We start from the raw sequence: 20,565 nt of genomic DNA, 5'->3' as shown, positions 1-20,565 counted from the left end.
ATTTTTTCTAAAAATTCATTATTTTTTACTTTCTCAACATAATTTACTTTAAATTAACTTGTAGTATGGATATTTCACATTATATTATGAGACTGTTATTTAATAACAATTTTCAAATTTTGGTGCATAAGTAAATACAGTCATAATCCATTATTTGTTAGGTGGGGCCCCTAACAAACAAATTTTAACATTACTAAAATAATAGGAGTGTTGTAAAAATGAATGGTAAAGTTAAAAGTTTAACAAACCCTGACAGTCTGTATTACAAAGTAGACGATGTTGTAATGGAGAGAGGGGAAGGCATCTACCTTTACGATCAAAATGGAAATAAATATTTTGACTGCGCATCAGCTACATTCAATTTGAATTTAGGGTACAGTAATAAAGAAGTGATCGACGTAGTAAAAAATCAAATGGATAATCTTATTCATGTTACTTCATCCTATCAAACAGACCCCGTAAATAAATTAGCAGAGAAACTTGTTGAAATTGCTCCTAGCAATCTCACAAGAGCACACCCAAAAGTTAGCAGTGGTTCAGCAGCGAATGAAGGTGCTATTAAAATGGCACAATACAAAACTGGGAAACGTGATGTTATTTCTTTGTTCCGCAGCCATTTGGGACAAACATATATGATGTCAGCTCTTTCAGGAAATGCTTTTCGAAGAGAACCATTCCCACCTCAATTTTCCTTTGGATTGCAAGTCCCAGACCCTTATTGCATGCGTTGTTTTTATAATCAAAAATCTGATTCTTGTGGAATGCTATGTGTGGAGAGGATTAATGATTTTATTGAATATGCAAGTACTGGGAATGTTGCAGCTATTATGGTGGAGCCGATCTCAGGAAATGGAGGAAATATTGTTCCACCAAAAGGATATTTCAAAGCGTTAAAAAAATTATGTGAAGAACACGATATTGCATTAATTTTTGATGAAATACAAACTGGATTTGGTAGGACAGGTAAGATGTTTGCTGCTGATTACTTTGATGTACAACCGAATATGATGACAGTAGCTAAAGGTTTAGGTGGAACTGGATTCCAAGTTGCAGCTATTCTTACCGAAGAGAAGTATGTGGGAATGCCTGGGCATCATCACTCTTTTACTTATGGATCCAATGTAATGGCGTCTGCTGCAGCATGTACCACAATTGATATATTACAAAGACCTGGATTTTTGGACAACGTGACTGTCGTTGGAAATTATATAATGGAACGTTTAGAAAAAATGAAAGATAGATTTAAGTTTATTGGAGATGTAAGGGGTGTAGGTTTAATGATTGGGGTTGAAATAGTAAAAGATAATAATGAACCCGATGTTGAGCTTACAAATCATATTGCAAAACGTGCTATGGATCATGGCATAATTATCAGAACGTCTAGATATGGCTACGGAAATGTTTTTAAAATTCGTCCACCTCTTACTATTACTCTAAGTGAAGCAGAAGAATTGTGTTATAAATTAACTCATCTATTGGAGGAGATCAAATGAAAACCTATATTATTGAGTTAGGAAAATACGTATATGATAAGGTGAAAAGTCAAAAGGGAATTTTGAAAAATCGTTTGGTTAATGGATATTCCCCAGGTGGAGACGCACAGTTTAATATTGATGCTGCAGCAGAAAATGCGGTTCTAGATTATATAGCAGATAAGAAAGAACCGGTTGCATTCTATACTGAAGATGGTGGACTTAAGATTTTTGGAGAAAATCCACAATATATTTTAATTGTAGATCCAATTGATGGTACACGTCCTGCAGCTGCAGGACTTGAAATGTCTTGTATTTCTATTGCTTTAGCAAAATACAAGGACAACTCTAAAATTAAAGATATTGAATATGCGTTTTTAATGGAACTGAAAACAGGTAACTACATGTATAGTGATATTTTTTCAAATTCCATTGAATTTGAAGGCTATAATAGCCAATTACCAAACTTAAGTCAGGGTAAAGATATTAAGAATATGTTTTGGAGTTTTGAATTTAACGGTCATCCTACTAATTTAATGATTGAAGCTTATGGACATCTAATTGATGAGTCAGCAAATAATGGTGGCGTATTTATATTTAATAGTGCATCTTATTCTATTTCACGAATTATTACAGGTCAAATGGATGCATATGTAGATATCGGGAATAGACTTCTTAAAGATTATCCAGATTTGTTACCAGATTTTCAAAGGGTAGGAAATGGTCAAGTCTTACACCTCTTTCCATATGATATAGCTGCTAGTGTATTTCTAGCGAAAAAAGCAGGAGTATTTATTACTGACGCATATGGTAATTCTTTAGATGAAACTCTTTTAACAGATCTCAGTTATACTAACCAGCAGTCATGTATAGCAGCTTCTACCAAAGAATTACACCAAAATTTATTGGAGAAAATTAATTGGAAACGGAGCGTGAAAAAGTATGAAGGCATTGGTATGGACTGAAAATAAAGCGTTAGAATATAAAGAAGTGGAAGAACCTCAAATACAAAAAAATAATGATGTAAAAGTCAAGATTTATGGTACTGGGATTTGTGGGACCGATCTAAATGTATTAAAAGGGAAGATGTATGCCGCTCCAAATATGGTTATGGGACATGAATCGGTTGGAGTCGTAGTGGAGGTAGGAGAAGAGGTTAGAAATGTAACCGTGGGAGATCGTGTTGTAATTGATCCTACCCAGTTTTGTGGGAAATGTTATTACTGTAGAAAAGGTTTAACATGCTATTGCGAAGAGTTTGATGAATGGCAGCTAGGAATTGGTGCTCATGGGACTTTTGGAGAATATTACGTTGGAGAAGATAGATTTATTTACAAATTACCTGAATCAATGGAATGGGAGAGAGCAACATTAATTGAACCTCTTTCATGTGTTCTTAGCGTTATAGAAAAAGCTAATATAAAACCAGATGACTCTGTTCTAGTTTTAGGGTCTGGGCCGATTGGACTATTAGTTCAGATGATTGCTAGAAAACTTTCTAGAATTACAGTTGCCACGGAAATTGGTCCCTTTAGAACAGAAGCTGCACGAAAAATAACTAAATATGTATATCATCCGCAAAAACTTACTTTAGAAGAAATCTACCGGATTAATCAAGGAAGAAAGTTCGATGTAATTTTTGATGCCATAGGTAATCAACTAGACTGGGCATATCCGTTAATTGAAAAAGGTGGAAGGCTTATTCCGATGGGGTTTGATGATACCTATGAGTTTAAGATTAAACCGTTTGAATTACTATCAAAAGGGATTACAATTATTGGAACTGGAGAAGCGCATCATATGATGGAAAAGGCTTTATCCTGTGCTATAGATCTTCCAGAATTATCGAATTTAATTACGGAAAAGGTAGCTCTTGAAAATTTTGATACAGCTATTGGTAACTTAATGGGATTTGACCCAACTACTAATGAAAGAAAAGAGATTAATTCCATTAAAACAATATTAGTCTCTGAACCTACTAGTATCTAAGAAAGGTTCTGTACAAGTTTTTTTAGGAACAGATAATCCCATTGAATAATTGTCTATGTATGAAATTGTCAAATATTGCTGTAATTTTTCTGCAAAAAGTTGTAATTCATGTTGAATCGAAAAATTCATAAAAACGTTATTCTTTCTAGTATCTTTTTAGAAAGAATAACGTTTTTTACACTTCTTTTATTCAGAATCTCTAAAACATCAATTCAGGAATGTGCAAATCGTTTTTTAATAAGTTCCAAGTCTCATCTAGAATCGGTTTTGGTGGGATGTAAATAATTGTTCCATCACGACCTCTTGTTAAAATAACTCTATATGCATAGAGCTTAATTTGGAACGGATCTTTAACACCCCATTGATAGTGCTGTCCCTTCCAAGTCCCCTTCTGTAGATATAGATCATCATCCCAATGAACAAGCGTCATATCTAGTTCAAGTCCCTGTGTTTGAAATTCAGTTGAGCTATAGTTGAGCGCCCTACAATAGTACTAGGATTCGGGATAGTTAAAGTATTGAGCGATCTTACTAGGCCGTTCATACCGTTCATCCCTTGGTAAAACAGGGGCTTCCTTTTGACGATTAGCGCCACCAGCACAGACAACGCTAACAGTTTTTGTATCATCCTGATAAAGCTGATGTAAAGTAAGTGGGGCTTTGGCTAAATCACGCGTAATAAAAAGTTGATAATGTTCTTTTGGTAGCCTATGAATAAGCTGTTTTGTTTGTTCAAAATTAGTATCTAATAAGGTATTAATAATTTCATAGTATTTTAAAGCTGCATGAGCACGGAAAGATGAGTTTAAATGTAGCTGAGAATGTGTTCTATAATGTGCTGTATTTGTAAATATAGAATTAGGATGTTTAGAGTGAACAGTCACGTTTTTTCCAGCGATCGCAGTATTCCATAAAGCAAGGCCGCCTTCTTCACCAGAATAAATCTCTTGTCCTTCACCAATTAAGCCAATTGTTACACTCCACGGTTTATTGTTTGTTGTAATATTCATTATAATATCAGGTTCACTTAAGTTTTGGGCTTTTCGATTTCTTTTAGTGATTGATCGACCCTTTTGTATCCCATGTCCGTTGAGCTTCATCAAAAATGATAATCTGTTCTTTGGGAATCATTCTCTTTTCGAGAAAGTCCATTTTATATCCATATAAACCTTGTACGAAAGTTCTATTTTTCAACGTATCTTGTAATACATCTACTAATGGTCCGTTGCCAGATAAATAAACTGCATTTTTCATCTCATGTGCAATGGTCAGACCCAGGTATGTTTTACCTGCTCCTGGCTCGCCAGATACTAAAATGAGATGATGGGTATTTGTATGTTGGGCCTCTTCAATAATTGAACGTACAGTTTGTTGTATTTCTGAAAAGTTACTGCTTGATACAGCTTTAATGTCAGGAAGCGGTTCATTATTTAAAATGGATCGAGCAGCTTCTAACATAGACACTATTGATTATATCCTCTAGCGTTAAAGTTGGTGCTTCTGTTTTATTTAACGTATTCCCCGAAAGAATTCATTAAAAAATTCCTTTTGTGTACCAAGAAGCAAAATATTTTTATGATAAAATATAGAAAAAGATGATGAAGAAGGGATAATTAAAGTGAAACCAACAATTTATGATGTTGCGGAAAAAGCAGGTGTATCAATAGCGACTGTATCCAAGGTAATTAATCAAACTGGGCGTATTAGTGAAAAAACAATAAACAAAGTAAATCAGGTAATGGATGAACTAGATTACCAGCCAAGTAGTGTAGCGGCAGCGTTAACAGGTAAAAAAACATATGCAATTGGGGTACTTGTCCCAGACATCTCAAACCCTTTTTTTGCAGAAGTAGCAAGAGCTTTTGAAAATAGTGCACGAGAATCAGGGTATACACTCATTTTATGTAGTACAGACCATCAAACCAAACGTGAGCACGAATACATTGATTTACTATTTAAAAAGCAAGTAGATGGCATTATTATTGCAACGGAGCTAAATGATTATAAACTTGTTAAAAAAATCGTGAATCGGGATTTGCCACTAGTATTATTCACTGTAGATCATCCTTCTATCACGACTCATGTTGTGACAACTGATGATATGAGGGGAGGCTATCTAGCTGGAAGTTATCTAACGCAGAAAGGCCATACATCTTTAACGATTATGATGGAGAAGGATAGAAAAAGTAGCTTAGGGAGATTGACTGGTTTCAAACAAGCTCTTACGGATTCAGGAATTTCGTTAGATGACGATGCTATTATTAGTTGCTATTCGACAGTGGAAGATAGCAAACGTGCAAGTAAAGAGTTACTTAATTTACCTAACAGACCTACAGCGGTTTTTGCTTGTACAGATTTGATTGCTATATGCCTTATGAATGAAGCAAGAAAACAAGGGCTTTCAATTCCAGAAGATTTATCAATTATCGGATTTGATAATACAATCTATGCTGAGATTGCAGATCCGGGGTTAACGACAATTGAGCAGCCAATTAAACAAATGGCAGCCTGCACGTTTGAACAACTGCTAAAAACGATGGAAATGAAGGAGCATGCTAAGCAAAAAATTACAATTATTCCTCAGTTAGTAGAGCGATCCTCAGTAAAGGATATTACATGATAGCTTTTTTCAAGTCTATTTGAGTGTAACAAAAGAAGGTCATCGTAACTAAGTATAGTTAGGATGACCTTCTTTTATATATAGGATTTATACAGAGTATTGCTCACCGCTTTTCGTATTTAAATCCTGTTCCATCTCATTTTCCTTTGGAATAGTAAGGAAATGAGTTAAAAATGCACCAAAGAAGTACAAACCAGCAAAGATCCACATCACGCCACCAACACCTAAAGGACCGATGAAGGCAGTTACTACTAATGGTCCAACGAATGCTGATAATCCTGAACCTAAATTTAAGACAGACATTGCAGCTCCTTTATTTTCAGGAGATAAAGATGGGACTAATGCTGTAAGAGGTACATAACCAGCAAGTGTTGCTCCATAGCAACAGGCAACAAATAATATTACCCAATAATTATGTCCTACCATTTGTGGTACATAATAGAGTGCAAGAGTTACAATGCCGCAACCGACTCCTCCGAACCATTTAATCGTATTTACCCAGCCAAACTTGTCTCCAACAATACCAAAAATAATATTAAACACCATATTTACAAAGAATAGAGTACCCCAAATTTGAAGCCATTCAGTCATCGTAAAATTATATTTCATCATATAGGTAGGTAGGAAAACAACAAATCCAAACTGAGCCGCCGAGTTTATAATTTTTACAATACCGCCTATACCAACTTTAGGATTTTCAAATGCAATGGTAATGCCTTTTAGTAATTCACTTGATTTGTTAGCGCTTACGGTTTGTGCTTTAAATCTGTCCTTATTTACAACAATTGAGAACAATCCTCCGACGACAACAAAAATTAAAGCGCTCCATAAAGTAGCGATTTCTCCGATTTTCGGAACCATATAGCTAGAATAAAAGGCTCCTATAACACTAAGACCTAGCTGGAATACGAACCAGAACCAGCCAACTGCTCTTGAAAGCATTTGTTGAGGCGTACTGTAAGATACCCAAACTAGGAACGAATAAGCAAATAAGGGATAACCAAACCCGCGTAGGGCATAGCAAATTAATATTACGGGATAATTCATATGCTGAATTCCTATACCGATGAACCCAATTGAACCTAAAATGAATGATACTAAACCAAACGTCATGACTTTTCTTGGTCCCCACATTTGTACAAATACCCCTGAAAACCAAGAAGAAGCAGATACAGTAATTCCGTAAATAGTAAACAAAAATGCAGCGTGTTCTAGCGTTAATCCTTTTTCAACGAGATAAGGGGATAACCATCCCTGTTCTAAACCGTCTCCAATCATAAAAACAATAATCCCTATGTATCCCCAAGTTAAATTAGAAGGGATCCCAATCCTGTCCATAAATGTTTTGTTTGAACTAATAGCGTTCATTCTCCCACCACCGATAAGTTATTTTTGGTTAAGCGCTTAATTCTTTTTGATAAAAAAGTATACGCTTACATTATGAGGTCGTCAATTAAATTTTTGACAATTTACAACTTTCTTTTATAGAACATTCTATTTACTTATTGGAGAATAAAATAATGGTGAGTATGAAAAGAAAGAAATCCCTCATAGATGTGGGATTTCTATTTAAAGGCTTGGTTTTCTTTGTTATATCAGTATTTTAAAAGAGTATATTTGTAGCTTTTTAGAGTTTTTATTTCTAATTATTAATTTTTATTTTTATGTAATACGTATATTGAGGGAATGCAAAATTCGGATGAAAAGAGGAGTGTTCAAAAAAATAAAAATGTTTCCAATTTAGAATCAAGTGTGTATAATGAAGAAAAATAGGGAAAGCGCTTAACTTAATTTAATACGCTAAACCCTATAGACTTTCATTTCGTTTCTTAAATTTTAATATAGAGGGAGAAATCATATGAACGTTTTAAAGATTGGGATTATTGGTGCTGGACGAATTGGGAAACTACATGTTGATAATTTGCAGCTTATGCCACAAGTGAAAATTAAAGCGGTTTCAGATGTAGTAATTAATCATCTAGAAAAGTGGGCTCAAGATAAAGGGATTTCCACTCTGACTACAAACTATCAGGATTTATTATCAGATTCAGAAATTGATGCTGTCTTTATTTGTTCACCAACAAATACACATGCGCAAATTATAAAAGAAGCAGCTCTTGCGAAAAAACATATTTTCTGCGAAAAGCCTGTTAGTTTCTCGGTAGAAGAAACATTAGAAGCATTAGAAGTGGTGAAAGAACAGGGGGTATCACTTCAAGTAGGTTTTAATCGTCGTTTTGATCCGAACTTCAGGAAAGTGTATGATCTGATTCAACAAGGAGAAGTGGGACAGCCACATATTTTAAAAATTACGTCACGCGATCCACAACCGCCAAGTATAGAATATGTTCGCTCTTCAGGCGGATTGTTTATGGATATGATGATTCATGATTTTGATATGGCTCGTTATGTGATGAATAGTGAAGTCGTTGAAGTATTTGCATATGGAACAACATTAATTGATCCATCCATTCAGGAAGTAAATGATGTTGATACAGCAATTGTCACATTAAAATTTGCGAATGGAGCTTTAGGGGTAATTGATAATAGCCGCCAAGCTGTTTATGGATATGACCAGCGTGTGGAAGTGTTTGGTGAAAAAGGCGCGGTTGCTGCGGATAATTGCTGTCCGACAACAGTACAAGTTTCTAAAACAGAAGGTGTTGTAAAAGATAAACCGCTTTATTTCTTCCTAGAGCGCTACACGCAGGCTTACATTGAGGAAGTAACACAATTTACAAAGTCAATTATTGAAGGACAAGCTGTTATTTGCAGTGGTAATGATGGATTACAAGCAGAGCGAATTGCGAAGGCTGCGAAGGAATCTTTACTAACAGGAAAACCTGTACAAATTGAACATAAACAGCCTGCATTAAATCAATAAAGCATGGGAGGTAGTAACAATGAATCCACTTATTTTTAAAGAAGATTGTCCATTAGACCTAATTGCAGTTGGACGTTTATGCGTTGATTTAAATGCTAATGAAACACAACGTCCTATGGAAGAAACAAGAACATTTACTAAGTATGTGGGAGGTTCTCCTGCGAATATTGCGATTGGTGCGGCACGTCTTGGCTTACAAACAGGATTTATCGGTAAAGTGTCTGATGATCAAATGGGCCGTTTTATTACAGGGTACCTCAAGGACAATAAGATTAATACAAATCAGATATGTATCGACCGTACAGGTGCAGTGACAGGTCTAGCATTTACAGAAATTAAAAGCCCTGAGGATTGTAGTATTTTAATGTACCGAGACAATGTCGCAGATTTAAATCTTGATCCAACAGAAGTATCTGAGGACTATATTAAACAATCAAAAGCACTCTTAATTTCAGGAACAGCTTTAGCGAAAAGTCCTTCTCGCGAGGCGGTATTTTTAGCACTAGAATATGCGCGTAAGCATGATGTAGTTGTATTTTTTGATGTGGATTACCGCCCTTATACATGGCAGTCAGAAGCTGAAACGGCTGTGTATTATAATCTAGCGGCTGAAAAATCTGATGTCATTATTGGAACGCGTGAAGAATTCGATATGATGGAAAAACTATTAAACTATGAACAGTCTAATGACCAAGTTACGGCTGAAAGATGGTTTTCTCATCATGCGAAAATCGTTGTAATTAAACATGGCGGGGATGGTTCAATCGCTTATACGAGAGACGGTCAATCTCACCGAGGCGGTATCTTTAAAACAAAGGTGTTAAAGACGTTTGGCGCTGGCGACTCGTATGCTTCTGCGTTTATTTATGGACTAATGCAAGGGCTTGAGATTCCTCAAGCGATGCGATTAGGTGGTGCTTCTGCTTCAATCGTTATTTCTAAACATAGCTGTTCTGATGCAATGCCAACACGTGAAGAGATTTCTGCATTCATGGAGACGGCTGAGGAATTGGTATAGAAACGTTATGAATCAATAATCAAGTAAGGGCGTATCCTATTGGACGCTTCTACATTACATAAAAGGGAGAGAATGAATATGACAGTACAAACAGCACAAATTGTAAAAAACTACATTGGCGGCGAATGGGTAGAATCCATTTCAACTAAGATGGAAGCTGTATATAATCCTGCAACAGGAGAAGTAATCGCTCAAGTACCACTTTCAACAAAAGTAGACGTTGACCAAGCTGTATTAGTAGCAAATGAAGCATTCAAATCTTGGTCTAAAACGGCTGTACCAAAACGCGCTCGTATTCTATTTAAATATCAACAACTACTAGTAGATAACTGGGAAGAGTTAGCGAAACTCATTACGATTGAAAACGGAAAAAGCTATAACGAGGCTTACGGTGAAGTTCTTCGTGGTATTGAGTGCGTGGAGTTTGCAGCGGGTGCTCCTACATTAATGATGGGAAAACAGCTACCTGATATTGCAACAGGTATTGAGTCTGGTATGTATCGTTACCCAATTGGTGTTATTGGTGGGATTACACCATTTAACTTCCCAATGATGGTTCCATGCTGGATGTTTCCACTTGCAATTGCTTGTGGTAATACATTTGTATTAAAACCTTCAGAGCGTACACCACTTCTAGCAGCAAGATTAGCAGAATTAGCTGAAGAAGCAGGCTTACCAAAAGGTGTATTAAATATCGTAAATGGCGCTCACGATGTAGTAAACGGTCTTCTGGAACATAAATTAGTGAAGGCAATTTCATTTGTAGGTTCTCAGCCTGTCGCAGAATATGTATACAAAAAAGGAACAGAAAACTTAAAACGCGTGCAAGCACTAGCGGGTGCGAAAAACCATTCCATTGTATTAAATGATGCGAATCTAGAACTAGCTACAAAGCAAATTATTAGCGCTGCATTCGGTTCAGCTGGTGAGCGTTGTATGGCTGCTTCTGTTGTAACAGTAGAAGAAGAAATTGCAGATCAATTAGTTGAAAGACTAGTAGCAGAAGCGAATAAAATTGTAATTGGCAATGGTCTTGATGAAGATGTATTTTTAGGACCAGTTATTCGTGATAACCATAAAGAGCGCACAATTGGTTATATCGATTCAGGTGTAGAACAGGGCGCTACGTTAGTTCGTGATGGAAGTGAAGATACAGCTGTAAAAGGAGCTGGTTACTTCGTTGGGCCAACAATTTTTGACCATGTTACAAAAGAAATGAAAATCTGGCAAGATGAGATTTTTGCTCCTGTTTTATCTATTGTTCGTGTGAAATCATTGGATGAAGCAATTGAAATTGCGAATGAGTCTCGTTTTGCAAATGGAGCTTGCATTTATACCGATAGCGGGGCAAGTGTACGTCAATTCCGTGAAACAATTGAATCAGGCATGTTAGGTGTGAATGTTGGGGTTCCGGCTCCAATGGCATTCTTCCCATTCTCTGGCTGGAAAGACTCTTTCTACGGTGATCTTCATGCGAACGGTACTGACGGCGTTGAGTTTTATACAAGAAAGAAAATGCTTACATCTCGTTGGGAAAAGTAATCATTAAGAGAGAAGTAGAATCTGTCTAGTTGCTTGGAAGCGAAAGTAATGCAAGTAGTAAAACATAAGAAGGAAGTATTAGGAGTCTATCATATTCCTAATACTCCTTTTTCATATGCAGAATGACTGTTAGAGATAGAAAGGAGCAAATCATATGCAAACGGTTAAAATGACGACGGCGCAAGCATTGGTAAAGTTTTTAAATCAGCAATATGTAGAGTTTGATGGAAAGCAACAAAAGTTTGTTAAGGGAATCTTTACGATTTTTGGTCATGGCAATGTAGTAGGCCTAGGTCAAGCTTTAGAAGAAGACGCAGGGGAATTAGAAGTATATCAAGGGAGAAATGAGCAAGGAATGGCAAATGCTGCGATGGCTTTTGCGAAACAAAAACATAGAAAACAAATTATGGCATGTACTTCTTCCGTTGGTCCTGGATCAGCAAACATGATTACCTCTGCAGCAACAGCTTCTGCAAATAATATTCCCGTTTTATTACTTCCAGGAGATGTATTTGCAACGAGACAACCTGATCCTGTTCTTCAACAAATTGAACAAACACATGACTTATCTATTTCTACAAATGATGCTTTTCGTGCAGTAAGTAAGTATTGGGACCGGGTGAATCGTCCTGAACAATTGATGACAGCTATGATTCAAGCGATGCGGGTTTTAACGAATCCAGCAGATACAGGAGCTGTAACAATTTGTTTACCACAAGATGTCCAAGGAGAAGCATGGGATTTTCCAAGTTACTTCTTCCAAAAGCGTGTTCATCGTATTGAACGCCGTATACCTACAAAAGCCAGCTTAGCGGATGCAGTGGAAATGATTAAGAGAAAGAAAAAGCCAGTTATGATTTGCGGTGGTGGTGTAAGATACGCAGAAGCGGCAGAAGAACTCAAACAGTTTGCTGAAACATTCCACATTCCATTTGGAGAAACACAGGCCGGAAAAAGTGCAATTGAAAGTAGTCATCGATATAATCTAGGTGGCATTGGGGTAACGGGAAATATAGCAGCTAATACAATTGCAAAGGAAGCGGATCTTGTTATTGGGATCGGGACGAGGTTTACGGATTTTACAACGGCATCGAAACAATTATTTCAAAATGAGGAAGTTGAGTTTTTAAACATCAATATTTCAGAATTCCATGCGAATAAACTGGATGCATTAAAGGTTATAGCAGACGCGAAAGAAGCGCTTCTTGCTCTAATAGATGAACTGCAAGAAATTGATTATCGATCTAGTTATACAGTAGAAATTGCTGATGCAAAAGAGGCTTGGGAAACAGAATTATCACGTCTACATAATATTCGCTTTACAGGTCAAGATTTCACACCAGAAGTAGAAGGCCATTTTGATGAAAATTTAAATGAGTATGTAGACGCACTTGGTACACAATTAACACAGACTGCAGTCATTGGACAAATCAATACATTACTTGATGAAGATGCAATTATCGTTGGAGCGGCAGGAAGTCTTCCAGGTGATTTACAAAGAATGTGGGCATCAAGAAAAACAAATACATATCACATGGAGTATGGATACTCTTGCATGGGCTATGAGGTTGCGGGCGCACTAGGTGTAAAGCTAGCTGAACCATCGAAGGAAGTTTATGCAATGGTAGGGGATGGTAGTTACCAGATGCTTCATTCTGAACTTGTCACAAGTCTTCAAGAAAACAAAAAAATTAACGTCTTATTGTTTGATAACTCCGGATTTGGCTGCATTAATAACTTACAAATGAGTAATGGAATGGGAAGCTTTGGAACAGAGTTTCGCTACCGAAACCAGGAAACTCGTAAATTAGACGGGGGAATTATGAAAATTGATTTTGCAGCTAGCGCAGCTGGATATGGTGTGAAAACATATCATGTTACATCACTAGAACAATTACAAGAAGCGCTTATAGATGCGAAAAAACAAACAGTTTCTACATTAATTGATATTAAAGTATTACCAAAAACAATGACAAATGGATACGAGTCATGGTGGCATGTAGGTGTTGCAGAAGTATCTAAAAGTCAAAGTGTACAAGCTGCGTACGAGAGTAAAGTAAGTAACTTGCAACAGGCAAGATCTTATTAGAGTAGGACACAAAGAGAGCTTTTTATCTACATGCATATTGTTAAGGAAGCTCTCTTTTTAACAAATAGATAAGAGAAGTGGGCGAAATTCTATCACATTTTAAAAAGAGGAGAGACAAGGGGATGTTTAAAGAGAATACGATTAAGCTTGGAATTGCACCAATTGCTTGGACAAATGATGATATGCCGGAGCTAGGGGCAGAAAATACGTTTGAACAATGTATTAGTGAGATGGCACTAGCTGGATTTAATGGAAGTGAAGTAGGGAATAAATATCCGAGAAATACAGTTGTATTAAAAAAATCTTTGGAATTACGAAACTTGGAGATTGCTAGTGCATGGTTTAGTACGTTTTTAACAACGAAGCCGCTTGAAGAGACGGTAGAAGAATTTATTAAGCATAGGGATTTCTTGCATGACATGGGTGCAAAAGTCATCGTTGTTTCAGAGCAAGGGCATAGTATTCAGGGGTTAATGGATGTACCACTATTTAAAAATAAGCCTGTTTTTACAGAAGAAGAGTGGAAAAAGCTTGCAGATGGATTACATCACCTCGGTAAATTAGCTCAGGAAAAGGGGCTACATATTGTATACCATCACCATATGGGGACGGGTGTTCAAACAACGGCAGAAATTGAAAAGTTAATGGACATGACTGATCCAGCGCTTGTATCTTTGCTTTTTGATACAGGTCATCTTGTTTTTTCAGGAGAAGAGCCTCTTTATATTTTGAAGAAATATTTACCTCGGATTAAACACGTACATTTAAAAGATATTCGTCAAGAAGTAGTAGAAGCTGTAAAGGAAAACGGATTAAGCTTCTTACAGGCAGTGAAGAATGGGGCATTTACAGTCCCTGGGGATGGCGTAATTGGATTTGATGAAGTGTTTACTATCCTTGCAAACTCTGATTATCAAGGGTGGTTTGTGGTAGAAGCAGAGCAAGACCCAGCTTTAGCGAATCCTTTTGAATACGCATTAAAAGCCCGAAAATTTATACAAGAAAAAGCAGGTCTGTAATTTCCGCATTTTGAGACTATCTCTAAGTTGATGATTGTGCAATCAACATTTCCTCTTACAAATGGAGTAAAAAGACGAGACGGTTAATTCTACATTTAATAAATAATTTTGAAATAGGTGAATATGTAATACCATTAGTTCAAATGAAAGATATTTTATTAAAAGCAAATCAAGAGAATTATGGGGTTGGGGCTTTCAGTGTTGCGAATATGGAAATGGTCATGGGAGCTATCAAAGCAGCTGAAGAGTTAAATTCGCCGCTTATTCTACAAATTGCGGAAGTTCGTTTGAATCATTCTCCAATTCATATGATTGGTCCGTTGATGGTAGCTGCAGCGAAAAAAGCAATTGTTCCAGTAGCGGTTCACTTTGATCACGGTATGACATTTGAAAAGATTAAAGAGACGTTAGAAATTGGTTTTAGTTCGGTTATGTTTGATGGCTCTCACTATCCGTTAGAAGAAAATATACAAAAGACAAAAGAAATTGTAGAACTTGCGAAACAGTACGGTGCGACGGTAGAGGCTGAGATTGGCAGAGTTGGTGGTAGTGAGGACGGATCAGAAGATATTGAAATGTTGTTGACAAGCACTACAGAAGCAAAACGATTTGCAGAAGAAACAGAGGTAGATGCGTTAGCTGTTGCAATTGGAAATGCGCATGGTATGTACAATGGCGATCCTAATTTACGATTAGACCGCCTACAAGAGATTAATGAGGTAGTCCATATCCCACTCGTTTTACATGGTGGATCTGGCATTAGTCCAGAGGATTTCAAGCAATGTATTCAACATGGTGTTCGTAAAATTAATGTAGCAACAGCCACATTTCAGAATGTAATTACTGCGGTTAGCAATACCGTCCTAAACACTCCGTATTCAGATTATTTTACGTATCACCAGGATGTTATTGAGGCCGCATATGAAAACGTTAAAAGTCATATGCAAATATTCGGAAGTGAAAACAGAGCATAATCAGAAAAAATTTCTTCATTACTAGTTAGAAGAAATTCGGAATGTAGTTAGCTGACAAAAGTGGAGAATGCTAGTGAAGCCATTAATTAAAAGGAGGAGAAAGCCATGTTAGGAAAATTAGGTGAATTAAATGAAGGATATAATGTATTAACAGAAATGAACGGTCAATGCAGTGATATGTTAATGGATATAGGCATATATAAGATGTCTAATGGAAAAGAAGAGTTGCTATTTGATAAAAAGAATGAAACAGCAGTTCTTTTACTAGAAGGGGCAATACGTTTAGAGTGGGAAGGAATGGAACAAGTTATTCAAAGACAGTCTGTGTTTGAAGAAAACCCTTGGTGCTTACATGTGGCTAAAAATGTGAAGGTTACCATTACTGCTCTTTCAGATAGTGAAGTGCTTGTTCAAAAAACAGATAATGATCAAGAATTTGCTTCTAAGTTATATACTCCAAATGAGTGTCAAAGTGTTGTGGCTGGAGAAGGAGTATGGGAGGGCACTGCACAGCGTGTCATTCGTACGATTTTTGACTATAACAATGCAGCATATTCTAATATGGTAGTAGGAGAAGTTATTTCTTATCCAGGGCGATGGTCCAGTTATCCACCTCATCACCATGATCAACCGGAGGTATATTATTATCGCTTTAACAAGCCACAGGGATTTGGATGTGCAATGGTTGGTGAGGATGCTTATCGCGTTGTACATAATAGTTTTATTACAATTCCAGGTGAGCTAGACCATCCACAAGCAACGGCGCCTGGATATGCCATGTATTTTTGTTGGATGATTCGACATCTTGAGAATAATCCATGGAATGATCGTATCATGGAGGAAGACCACATGTGGTTATTAGAACCAAACGCGAAAATTTGGCCAGAAAAGGAATAGACGAAAATAAAAACGAGCAATCCTATTCATAGTGATAAGGTGCTCGTTTTTTTATTTGTGTGTGGAAAGGAAAATTCTTCTTACTGTTATCGCCGGATTATTGTCCTGCGAACATTTAAAGAAGGAGAATTCTTTCAGAAATTATGTAAAATAAATCTTTTATTTTGGTCTGTGTTTTTGAATTGTTAGTTATTTATTTTTTTGTTTGTTGTTCTATCTACATCTGAAATGGGTAAGTCTGTGCCATATAGGTCTTGGTTAATAACTTTATTGCTAATGTTTGGATTATGTTCCACTTGAGATGATGTTTCTAGCATTTGTTCTTGTTCCTTACTAGGGGTGTTCAGAGCATCCGATGGGACACGATTCATCTGTTTGTTTACTAGCTTTTCTTTATCCATATAATACAGCTCCTTTTTGAGATGAGATTAAAAACAATGGAATTATGAATAGACACTTCGATATTTTGAGCCTTTGAATGGAATTATATACAAACTTATATTGCAAAGATTGCTTTTATTCGTTTCTTGTTTTGGTTTACATTTTGTTTCGTTACAAGTTTTGTTGTTAAATTGGCACAAGCAACAACAGATATGATAACCAATAGGTAGTGAAGGATAATATTTTTTCATAGAGAATAATGCTAGAGTAGGAATTAATCTATTTTGCTTTTAGATGAAAGGGGAATTCTCATGAATACACTTGTTAATGATAAGTTTTATGATACACGAAATCATTTATTTGAGGAAATTACTTTGTTAAGTGATACTCAATTTAATAAGAAACCAGATAAGGATAAATGGAGTATAGCACAAGTATGTCATCACTTAGTGTTATTAGATGAAAGGGTTATAAAGGTCATTTCATCTGGATTAAAAAAGATGGATAGTACACAAAATGAGCGTAAAGAAATTCAATCTATATTATTAGATAGATCTATAAAATTTATAGCCCCAGAAATGATTCAACCAAACATAGAGCCATTTGAAGTGCAGCAAATGGTCGATTTGTTAAACGACGCTAGAAAAGAATTAATGCGTTTCCTAAGTACAATAGAAGATGAATCTATATTAGAGAAAAAATCAGTGATGCATCCAGCTCTTGGAGAATTACTTCTTGATCAGTGGATAGAACTGATTTATTTGCATGAACAGCGCCATATAGAACAAATTAAGGAGATAAAATTACTTTGTGAAGTTGGAAAGTAAAAATCATTGTCTATTTTTAGAGAAATGTATGCTATTAAATTATATAAAAAAGAATTCAAATAATTTTTATACCAAAAAGTAGTGTAAATTCACTACTTTTTTATTGCTCTAATTATTAAAATAAAAGAAGTGAAAGTGGGGGGAGTTTAATTTCTCAGGATGATGAATTTCATACTATCGGATAATTATGGAATACAAAAATGCAACAACTATTAAGCAACGATATTGAAATCCATCTTGTAGAGATACCGAAATTAGTAAAACAATGGCGTGAAGAAAAAGTAAACCCTTGAGAAAATTCATTTGTTTGTTGGATGTTATTACTACCAGCGCATGGAGATGAACATTTAACTCAAACATTGTATTGGAGGGGATTGATATGAATCAAGATCCAATTTTAAAAAAGGAAATAAGTAAATGGGAAAATATGAGCCATGATTCTTCTTTCAGAACAGCATATGAAGCTCGCGAGAAATTGCTTTTAGATGAACAAGCTAAGCTAGCGCATGCTGAACAAGAGGGCATAGAAAAAGGAATTGAACAAGGTAAGATGCAAATGATCCGAGGGATGCATGAAATAGGTGTACCGCTTGAAACTATTGCAAAAGCAAGTAAGTTGAGTGTAGAGGAAATAGAACGTATCTTAAAATTAAAGTGAACATATATGAACCTATAGTACTCATGAATAAGAGAAAGTAGACACTCATTGTTATAGTACGTTTAATAGAAAAGCATTGCTGAACAATTCGGCAGTGCTTTTTCTATATCTTTTTTTGTTTTTCATACAGAATCCCCCGCAAAATTACTTTTTGCAGTTGAAGTTTTCCGAATAATAAGTTACATTTTTAAAGTTCAAGCAACTATATGACAGTACAAAAGGGGAGAAATATTGTTATTATGCAAAAAATGAAATGGAAGAACTATTTATGTTATTTTGTTATTCTTATACTTCTTGGAACAGCGGTAACAGTCAAACCATCTACTTCAAAAGCTGAGGAATCTGGTGTTAATATTACACTGTTAGGTACTGCAGATATTCATGGTAGATTTATGCCCTGGGATTATGCGCTTGATGGTGCAAATACGAGTGGAAGTTTAACGCAACTCTATACAGTTATAAAGAAGGTACGTCAGGAAAATCCAAATACCATATTAGTAGATGCTGGGGATACAATTCAAGGAAACTCAGTAGAATTATTCAATGATCAACCACAATCGCCAATGATGGTAGCGATGAATGCCATGGGATATGATGCTTGGGCATTTGGAAATCATGAATTTAACTTTGGCCTAGATACATTGAAAAAAGTTAGTGAACAATATAAGGGAAAGACATTATTAGGAAATATTTACAAGGAAAATGGAGAACGCTTTCTTCCTGCATATACAATTGTTGAAAAAGGTGGAATTAAAGTCGGGATTATTGGTATGAATACACCAATGATTAGTGATTTTGAAAAAGGGACAGATCATCTGGATGGTTTAGTGGTGAAAAATCCAGTAGAAGAGACAAAGAAGGCCATTAAAGAGTTAGAAGGTAAAGTAGATGTAATGGTAGGCGTTATGCATATGGGATTAGAAAATGAGAATGGAATCCCTGGTACTGGGGTTCAAGATATTGCGAATGCTTGTCCGGAACTAAGCGCTATTTTTGCAGCTCATATGCATAAACTTGTTAAAAAAGAAGTTGTAAATGGCGTTATTATTACAGAACCAGACAAGTATGGAACACATATCTCGCGTATTGACCTTACTTTTACAAAGCAAGATGGAAAGCTGGTTCTAAAAGATAAAACTGCTACCGCTATACCTGTAAAAAATACTGATGGAACAACAGTAGTATCTGATCCTACACTTGAAGACACACTGACACCTTTTCATGAGTATGCGAGGGGAGATGCAAATGTTGTAGTCGCTCAATTAAAGGGAAGAAACCTTGTTCTTGAAAATGAAATAAAGGGTATTCCAAGTGTGCAGATTCAAGAGACACCTTTATCAGATTTCTTTCATGAAGTCATGCTCTACTACAGCAAAGCAGATGTAGTCGCCCATCAAATTGATAACGATAATGCCCGTTTGGATGTAGGTCCTATTAAGAAAAAAGATATTGCATATAATTATCAATATGCTTTGGGTGAAATTACGGTATATAAGGTAACTGGAAAAGACTTAAAAGACTATATGGAATGGGCAGCGGGGTACTTTAACTCATCTCGTCCTGGAGATGTAACAGTTAGTTTTGATAAAACCCGTCGTGCATCTAAATACAGTACGAACGATTTCTTTGGAGGCGTAAAATACGAAATTGACTTAACAAAACCATATGGAAGTAGAATAACAAATTTACGTTCTATTCGTACAAATAAACCAATCAAAACGAACGATGTTATGACGCTGGGAATGAATGCATATAGAATGGAGGCTCTTCAGGCAAAAGGTGGAGCTTTAGAGGGGCGTAAGTTTGAACAAATTTGGTCATCTAAACAAGAGAATGCATTCGGGGAAACTGGTGGAACCATTCGTAACCTTGCTATTACATATTTAAAAGAGGTAAAGAACGGTGTTTACACACCAAAAGTTATGCATAATTGGAAAATTACTGGTGTGAATACACATTCTTCAGAGCATAGGGCTGTAGTGGATCTGGTGAATAAAGGGATATTAGAAATTCCAAAAACTGAAGATGGAAAATATACAAATATAGCTTCTATAAATACTAAAGATTCAATTACAAAAGAAGAGATTGTAGCACTCTCACAAAAAGCAAATATTAATCCAAATCAGTTTAAGCATATAAAAACGAAAGGTGAATTTTACAAAAAACTTAGTAAAAGTGTGAAAAAAATATAAGAAA

General features: G+C 36.0%; 15 protein-coding genes and 2 pseudogenes. 14 read left to right on the top strand and 3 right to left on the bottom strand.

The window, feature by feature from the left end; translation table 11 throughout:
- Nucleotides 1–218: 218 nt before the first annotated feature.
- The 3 genes from ACTFRS_RS05990 to ACTFRS_RS05980 are packed head-to-tail and all read left to right on the top strand — an operon-like array spanning nt 219 to nt 3,461.
- Nucleotides 219–1,493, top strand: coding sequence for an aspartate aminotransferase family protein (locus ACTFRS_RS05990; protein WP_139869133.1), 1,275 nt, complete (start codon nt 219–221; stop codon nt 1,491–1,493).
- On the top strand, nt 1,490–2,437 hold the full coding sequence (locus tag ACTFRS_RS05985; protein WP_139869132.1) for an inositol monophosphatase family protein: 948 nt from the start codon (nt 1,490–1,492) through the stop codon (nt 2,435–2,437). The genes ACTFRS_RS05990 and ACTFRS_RS05985 overlap by 4 nt, the downstream gene beginning before the upstream one ends.
- Nucleotides 2,415–3,461 (top strand): zinc-dependent alcohol dehydrogenase, encoded by a 1,047-nt coding sequence (locus ACTFRS_RS05980; RefSeq protein WP_087953781.1) that lies wholly within the window; start codon nt 2,415–2,417, stop codon nt 3,459–3,461. The genes ACTFRS_RS05985 and ACTFRS_RS05980 overlap by 23 nt, the downstream gene beginning before the upstream one ends.
- A 199-nt stretch (nt 3,462–3,660) precedes the next feature.
- On the opposite strand, the pseudogene ACTFRS_RS05975 reads toward ACTFRS_RS05980, so the two are convergent.
- A pseudogene (locus tag ACTFRS_RS05975) lies at nt 3,661–4,973 on the bottom strand (DNA/RNA helicase domain-containing protein); the annotation flags it as partial.
- 105 nt (nt 4,974–5,078) lie between these two features.
- Here ACTFRS_RS05975 and ACTFRS_RS05970 point away from each other — a divergent pair.
- Complete coding sequence (locus ACTFRS_RS05970) at nt 5,079–6,080, top strand: LacI family DNA-binding transcriptional regulator (RefSeq protein ID WP_139869128.1); 1,002 nt, start codon at nt 5,079–5,081, stop codon at nt 6,078–6,080.
- A gap of 87 nt (nt 6,081–6,167) precedes the next feature.
- Here the strand turns inward: ACTFRS_RS05970 and ACTFRS_RS05965 are convergent, their stop codons facing one another.
- Complete coding sequence (locus ACTFRS_RS05965) at nt 6,168–7,448, bottom strand: MFS transporter (RefSeq protein ID WP_139869127.1); 1,281 nt, start codon at nt 7,446–7,448, stop codon at nt 6,168–6,170.
- 490 nt (nt 7,449–7,938) lie between these two features.
- Here ACTFRS_RS05965 and iolG point away from each other — a divergent pair, with 490 nt between their 5' ends.
- From iolG to ACTFRS_RS05930, 7 genes are all read left to right on the top strand, one after another.
- Nucleotides 7,939–8,964 carry an inositol 2-dehydrogenase gene (iolG, locus tag ACTFRS_RS05960; RefSeq protein WP_242293647.1) on the top strand — a complete coding sequence of 342 codons (1,026 nt, stop codon included), beginning with the start codon at nt 7,939–7,941 and terminating at the stop codon, nt 8,962–8,964.
- Nucleotides 8,965–8,983: 19 nt separating this feature from the next.
- Nucleotides 8,984–9,982 (top strand): 5-dehydro-2-deoxygluconokinase, encoded by a 999-nt coding sequence (gene iolC, locus ACTFRS_RS05955; protein ID WP_139869125.1) that lies wholly within the window; start codon nt 8,984–8,986, stop codon nt 9,980–9,982.
- Between the two features lie 78 nt (nt 9,983–10,060).
- Entirely contained in the window at nt 10,061–11,524 is a 1,464-nt protein-coding gene (locus ACTFRS_RS05950) for a CoA-acylating methylmalonate-semialdehyde dehydrogenase (RefSeq protein ID WP_139869124.1), read from the top strand.
- Between the two features lie 154 nt (nt 11,525–11,678).
- Nucleotides 11,679–13,613: a 3D-(3,5/4)-trihydroxycyclohexane-1,2-dione acylhydrolase (decyclizing) gene (gene iolD / locus ACTFRS_RS05945; RefSeq protein WP_139869123.1), complete on the top strand. Its 1,935-nt coding sequence runs from the start codon at nt 11,679–11,681 to the stop codon at nt 13,611–13,613.
- Between the two features lie 122 nt (nt 13,614–13,735).
- Nucleotides 13,736–14,632: a myo-inosose-2 dehydratase gene (gene iolE, locus ACTFRS_RS05940; RefSeq protein ID WP_139869122.1), complete on the top strand. Its 897-nt coding sequence runs from the start codon at nt 13,736–13,738 to the stop codon at nt 14,630–14,632.
- Between the two features lie 128 nt (nt 14,633–14,760).
- Nucleotides 14,761–15,606 carry a class II fructose-bisphosphate aldolase gene (locus ACTFRS_RS05935; protein ID WP_139869121.1) on the top strand — a complete coding sequence of 282 codons (846 nt, stop codon included), beginning with the start codon at nt 14,761–14,763 and terminating at the stop codon, nt 15,604–15,606.
- Nucleotides 15,607–15,711: 105 nt separating this feature from the next.
- Nucleotides 15,712–16,503: a 5-deoxy-glucuronate isomerase gene (locus ACTFRS_RS05930; RefSeq protein ID WP_431084562.1), complete on the top strand. Its 792-nt coding sequence runs from the start codon at nt 15,712–15,714 to the stop codon at nt 16,501–16,503.
- Between the two features lie 185 nt (nt 16,504–16,688).
- Here the strand turns inward: ACTFRS_RS05930 and ACTFRS_RS05925 are convergent, their stop codons facing one another.
- A complete protein-coding gene (locus tag ACTFRS_RS05925) occupies nt 16,689–16,904 on the bottom strand; it encodes a hypothetical protein (protein ID WP_139869119.1) in 216 nt (71 codons plus the stop codon).
- Between the two features lie 291 nt (nt 16,905–17,195).
- On the opposite strand from ACTFRS_RS05925, the gene ACTFRS_RS05920 reads away from it, so the two are divergent.
- From ACTFRS_RS05920 to ACTFRS_RS05910, 3 genes and pseudogenes are all read left to right on the top strand, one after another.
- A complete protein-coding gene (locus ACTFRS_RS05920) occupies nt 17,196–17,711 on the top strand; it encodes a DinB family protein (RefSeq protein ID WP_139869118.1) in 516 nt (171 codons plus the stop codon).
- A 146-nt stretch (nt 17,712–17,857) separates the two neighbouring features.
- Nucleotides 17,858–18,369, top strand: a pseudogene (locus tag ACTFRS_RS05915) (Rpn family recombination-promoting nuclease/putative transposase); the annotation flags it as partial.
- A 239-nt stretch (nt 18,370–18,608) separates the two neighbouring features.
- Nucleotides 18,609–20,561 carry a bifunctional metallophosphatase/5'-nucleotidase gene (locus ACTFRS_RS05910; protein WP_440023959.1) on the top strand — a complete coding sequence of 651 codons (1,953 nt, stop codon included), beginning with the start codon at nt 18,609–18,611 and terminating at the stop codon, nt 20,559–20,561.
- Nucleotides 20,562–20,565 lie beyond the last annotated feature (4 nt).

The sequence above is a fragment of the Bacillus cereus group sp. MYBK139-1 genome, from assembly GCF_051916915.1.
GTDB classification, from domain to species: Bacteria; Bacillota; Bacilli; order Bacillales; family Bacillaceae_G; genus Bacillus_A; species Bacillus_A pacificus.
The sequence above is the reverse complement of the archived record's forward strand: the minus strand, read 5'-3'. Positions and strand labels throughout refer to the sequence as shown.

Coding starts and splice junctions, on each gene's coding strand:
- ACTFRS_RS05990 (WP_139869133.1), top strand. CDS start 219: ATGAATGGTAAAGTTAAAAGTTTAACAAACCCTGACAGTCTGTATTAC.
- ACTFRS_RS05985 (WP_139869132.1), top strand. CDS start 1,490: ATGAAAACCTATATTATTGAGTTAGGAAAATACGTATATGATAAGGTG.
- ACTFRS_RS05980 (WP_087953781.1), top strand. CDS start 2,415: ATGAAGGCATTGGTATGGACTGAAAATAAAGCGTTAGAATATAAAGAA.
- ACTFRS_RS05965 (WP_139869127.1), bottom strand. CDS start 7,448: ATGAACGCTATTAGTTCAAACAAAACATTTATGGACAGGATTGGGATC.
- iolG (WP_242293647.1), top strand. CDS start 7,939: ATGAACGTTTTAAAGATTGGGATTATTGGTGCTGGACGAATTGGGAAA.
- iolC (WP_139869125.1), top strand. CDS start 8,984: ATGAATCCACTTATTTTTAAAGAAGATTGTCCATTAGACCTAATTGCA.
- ACTFRS_RS05950 (WP_139869124.1), top strand. CDS start 10,061: ATGACAGTACAAACAGCACAAATTGTAAAAAACTACATTGGCGGCGAA.
- iolD (WP_139869123.1), top strand. CDS start 11,679: ATGCAAACGGTTAAAATGACGACGGCGCAAGCATTGGTAAAGTTTTTA.
- iolE (WP_139869122.1), top strand. CDS start 13,736: ATGTTTAAAGAGAATACGATTAAGCTTGGAATTGCACCAATTGCTTGG.
- ACTFRS_RS05930 (WP_431084562.1), top strand. CDS start 15,712: ATGTTAGGAAAATTAGGTGAATTAAATGAAGGATATAATGTATTAACA.
- ACTFRS_RS05925 (WP_139869119.1), bottom strand. CDS start 16,904: ATGGATAAAGAAAAGCTAGTAAACAAACAGATGAATCGTGTCCCATCG.
- ACTFRS_RS05920 (WP_139869118.1), top strand. CDS start 17,196: ATGAATACACTTGTTAATGATAAGTTTTATGATACACGAAATCATTTA.
- ACTFRS_RS05910 (WP_440023959.1), top strand. CDS start 18,609: ATGCAAAAAATGAAATGGAAGAACTATTTATGTTATTTTGTTATTCTT.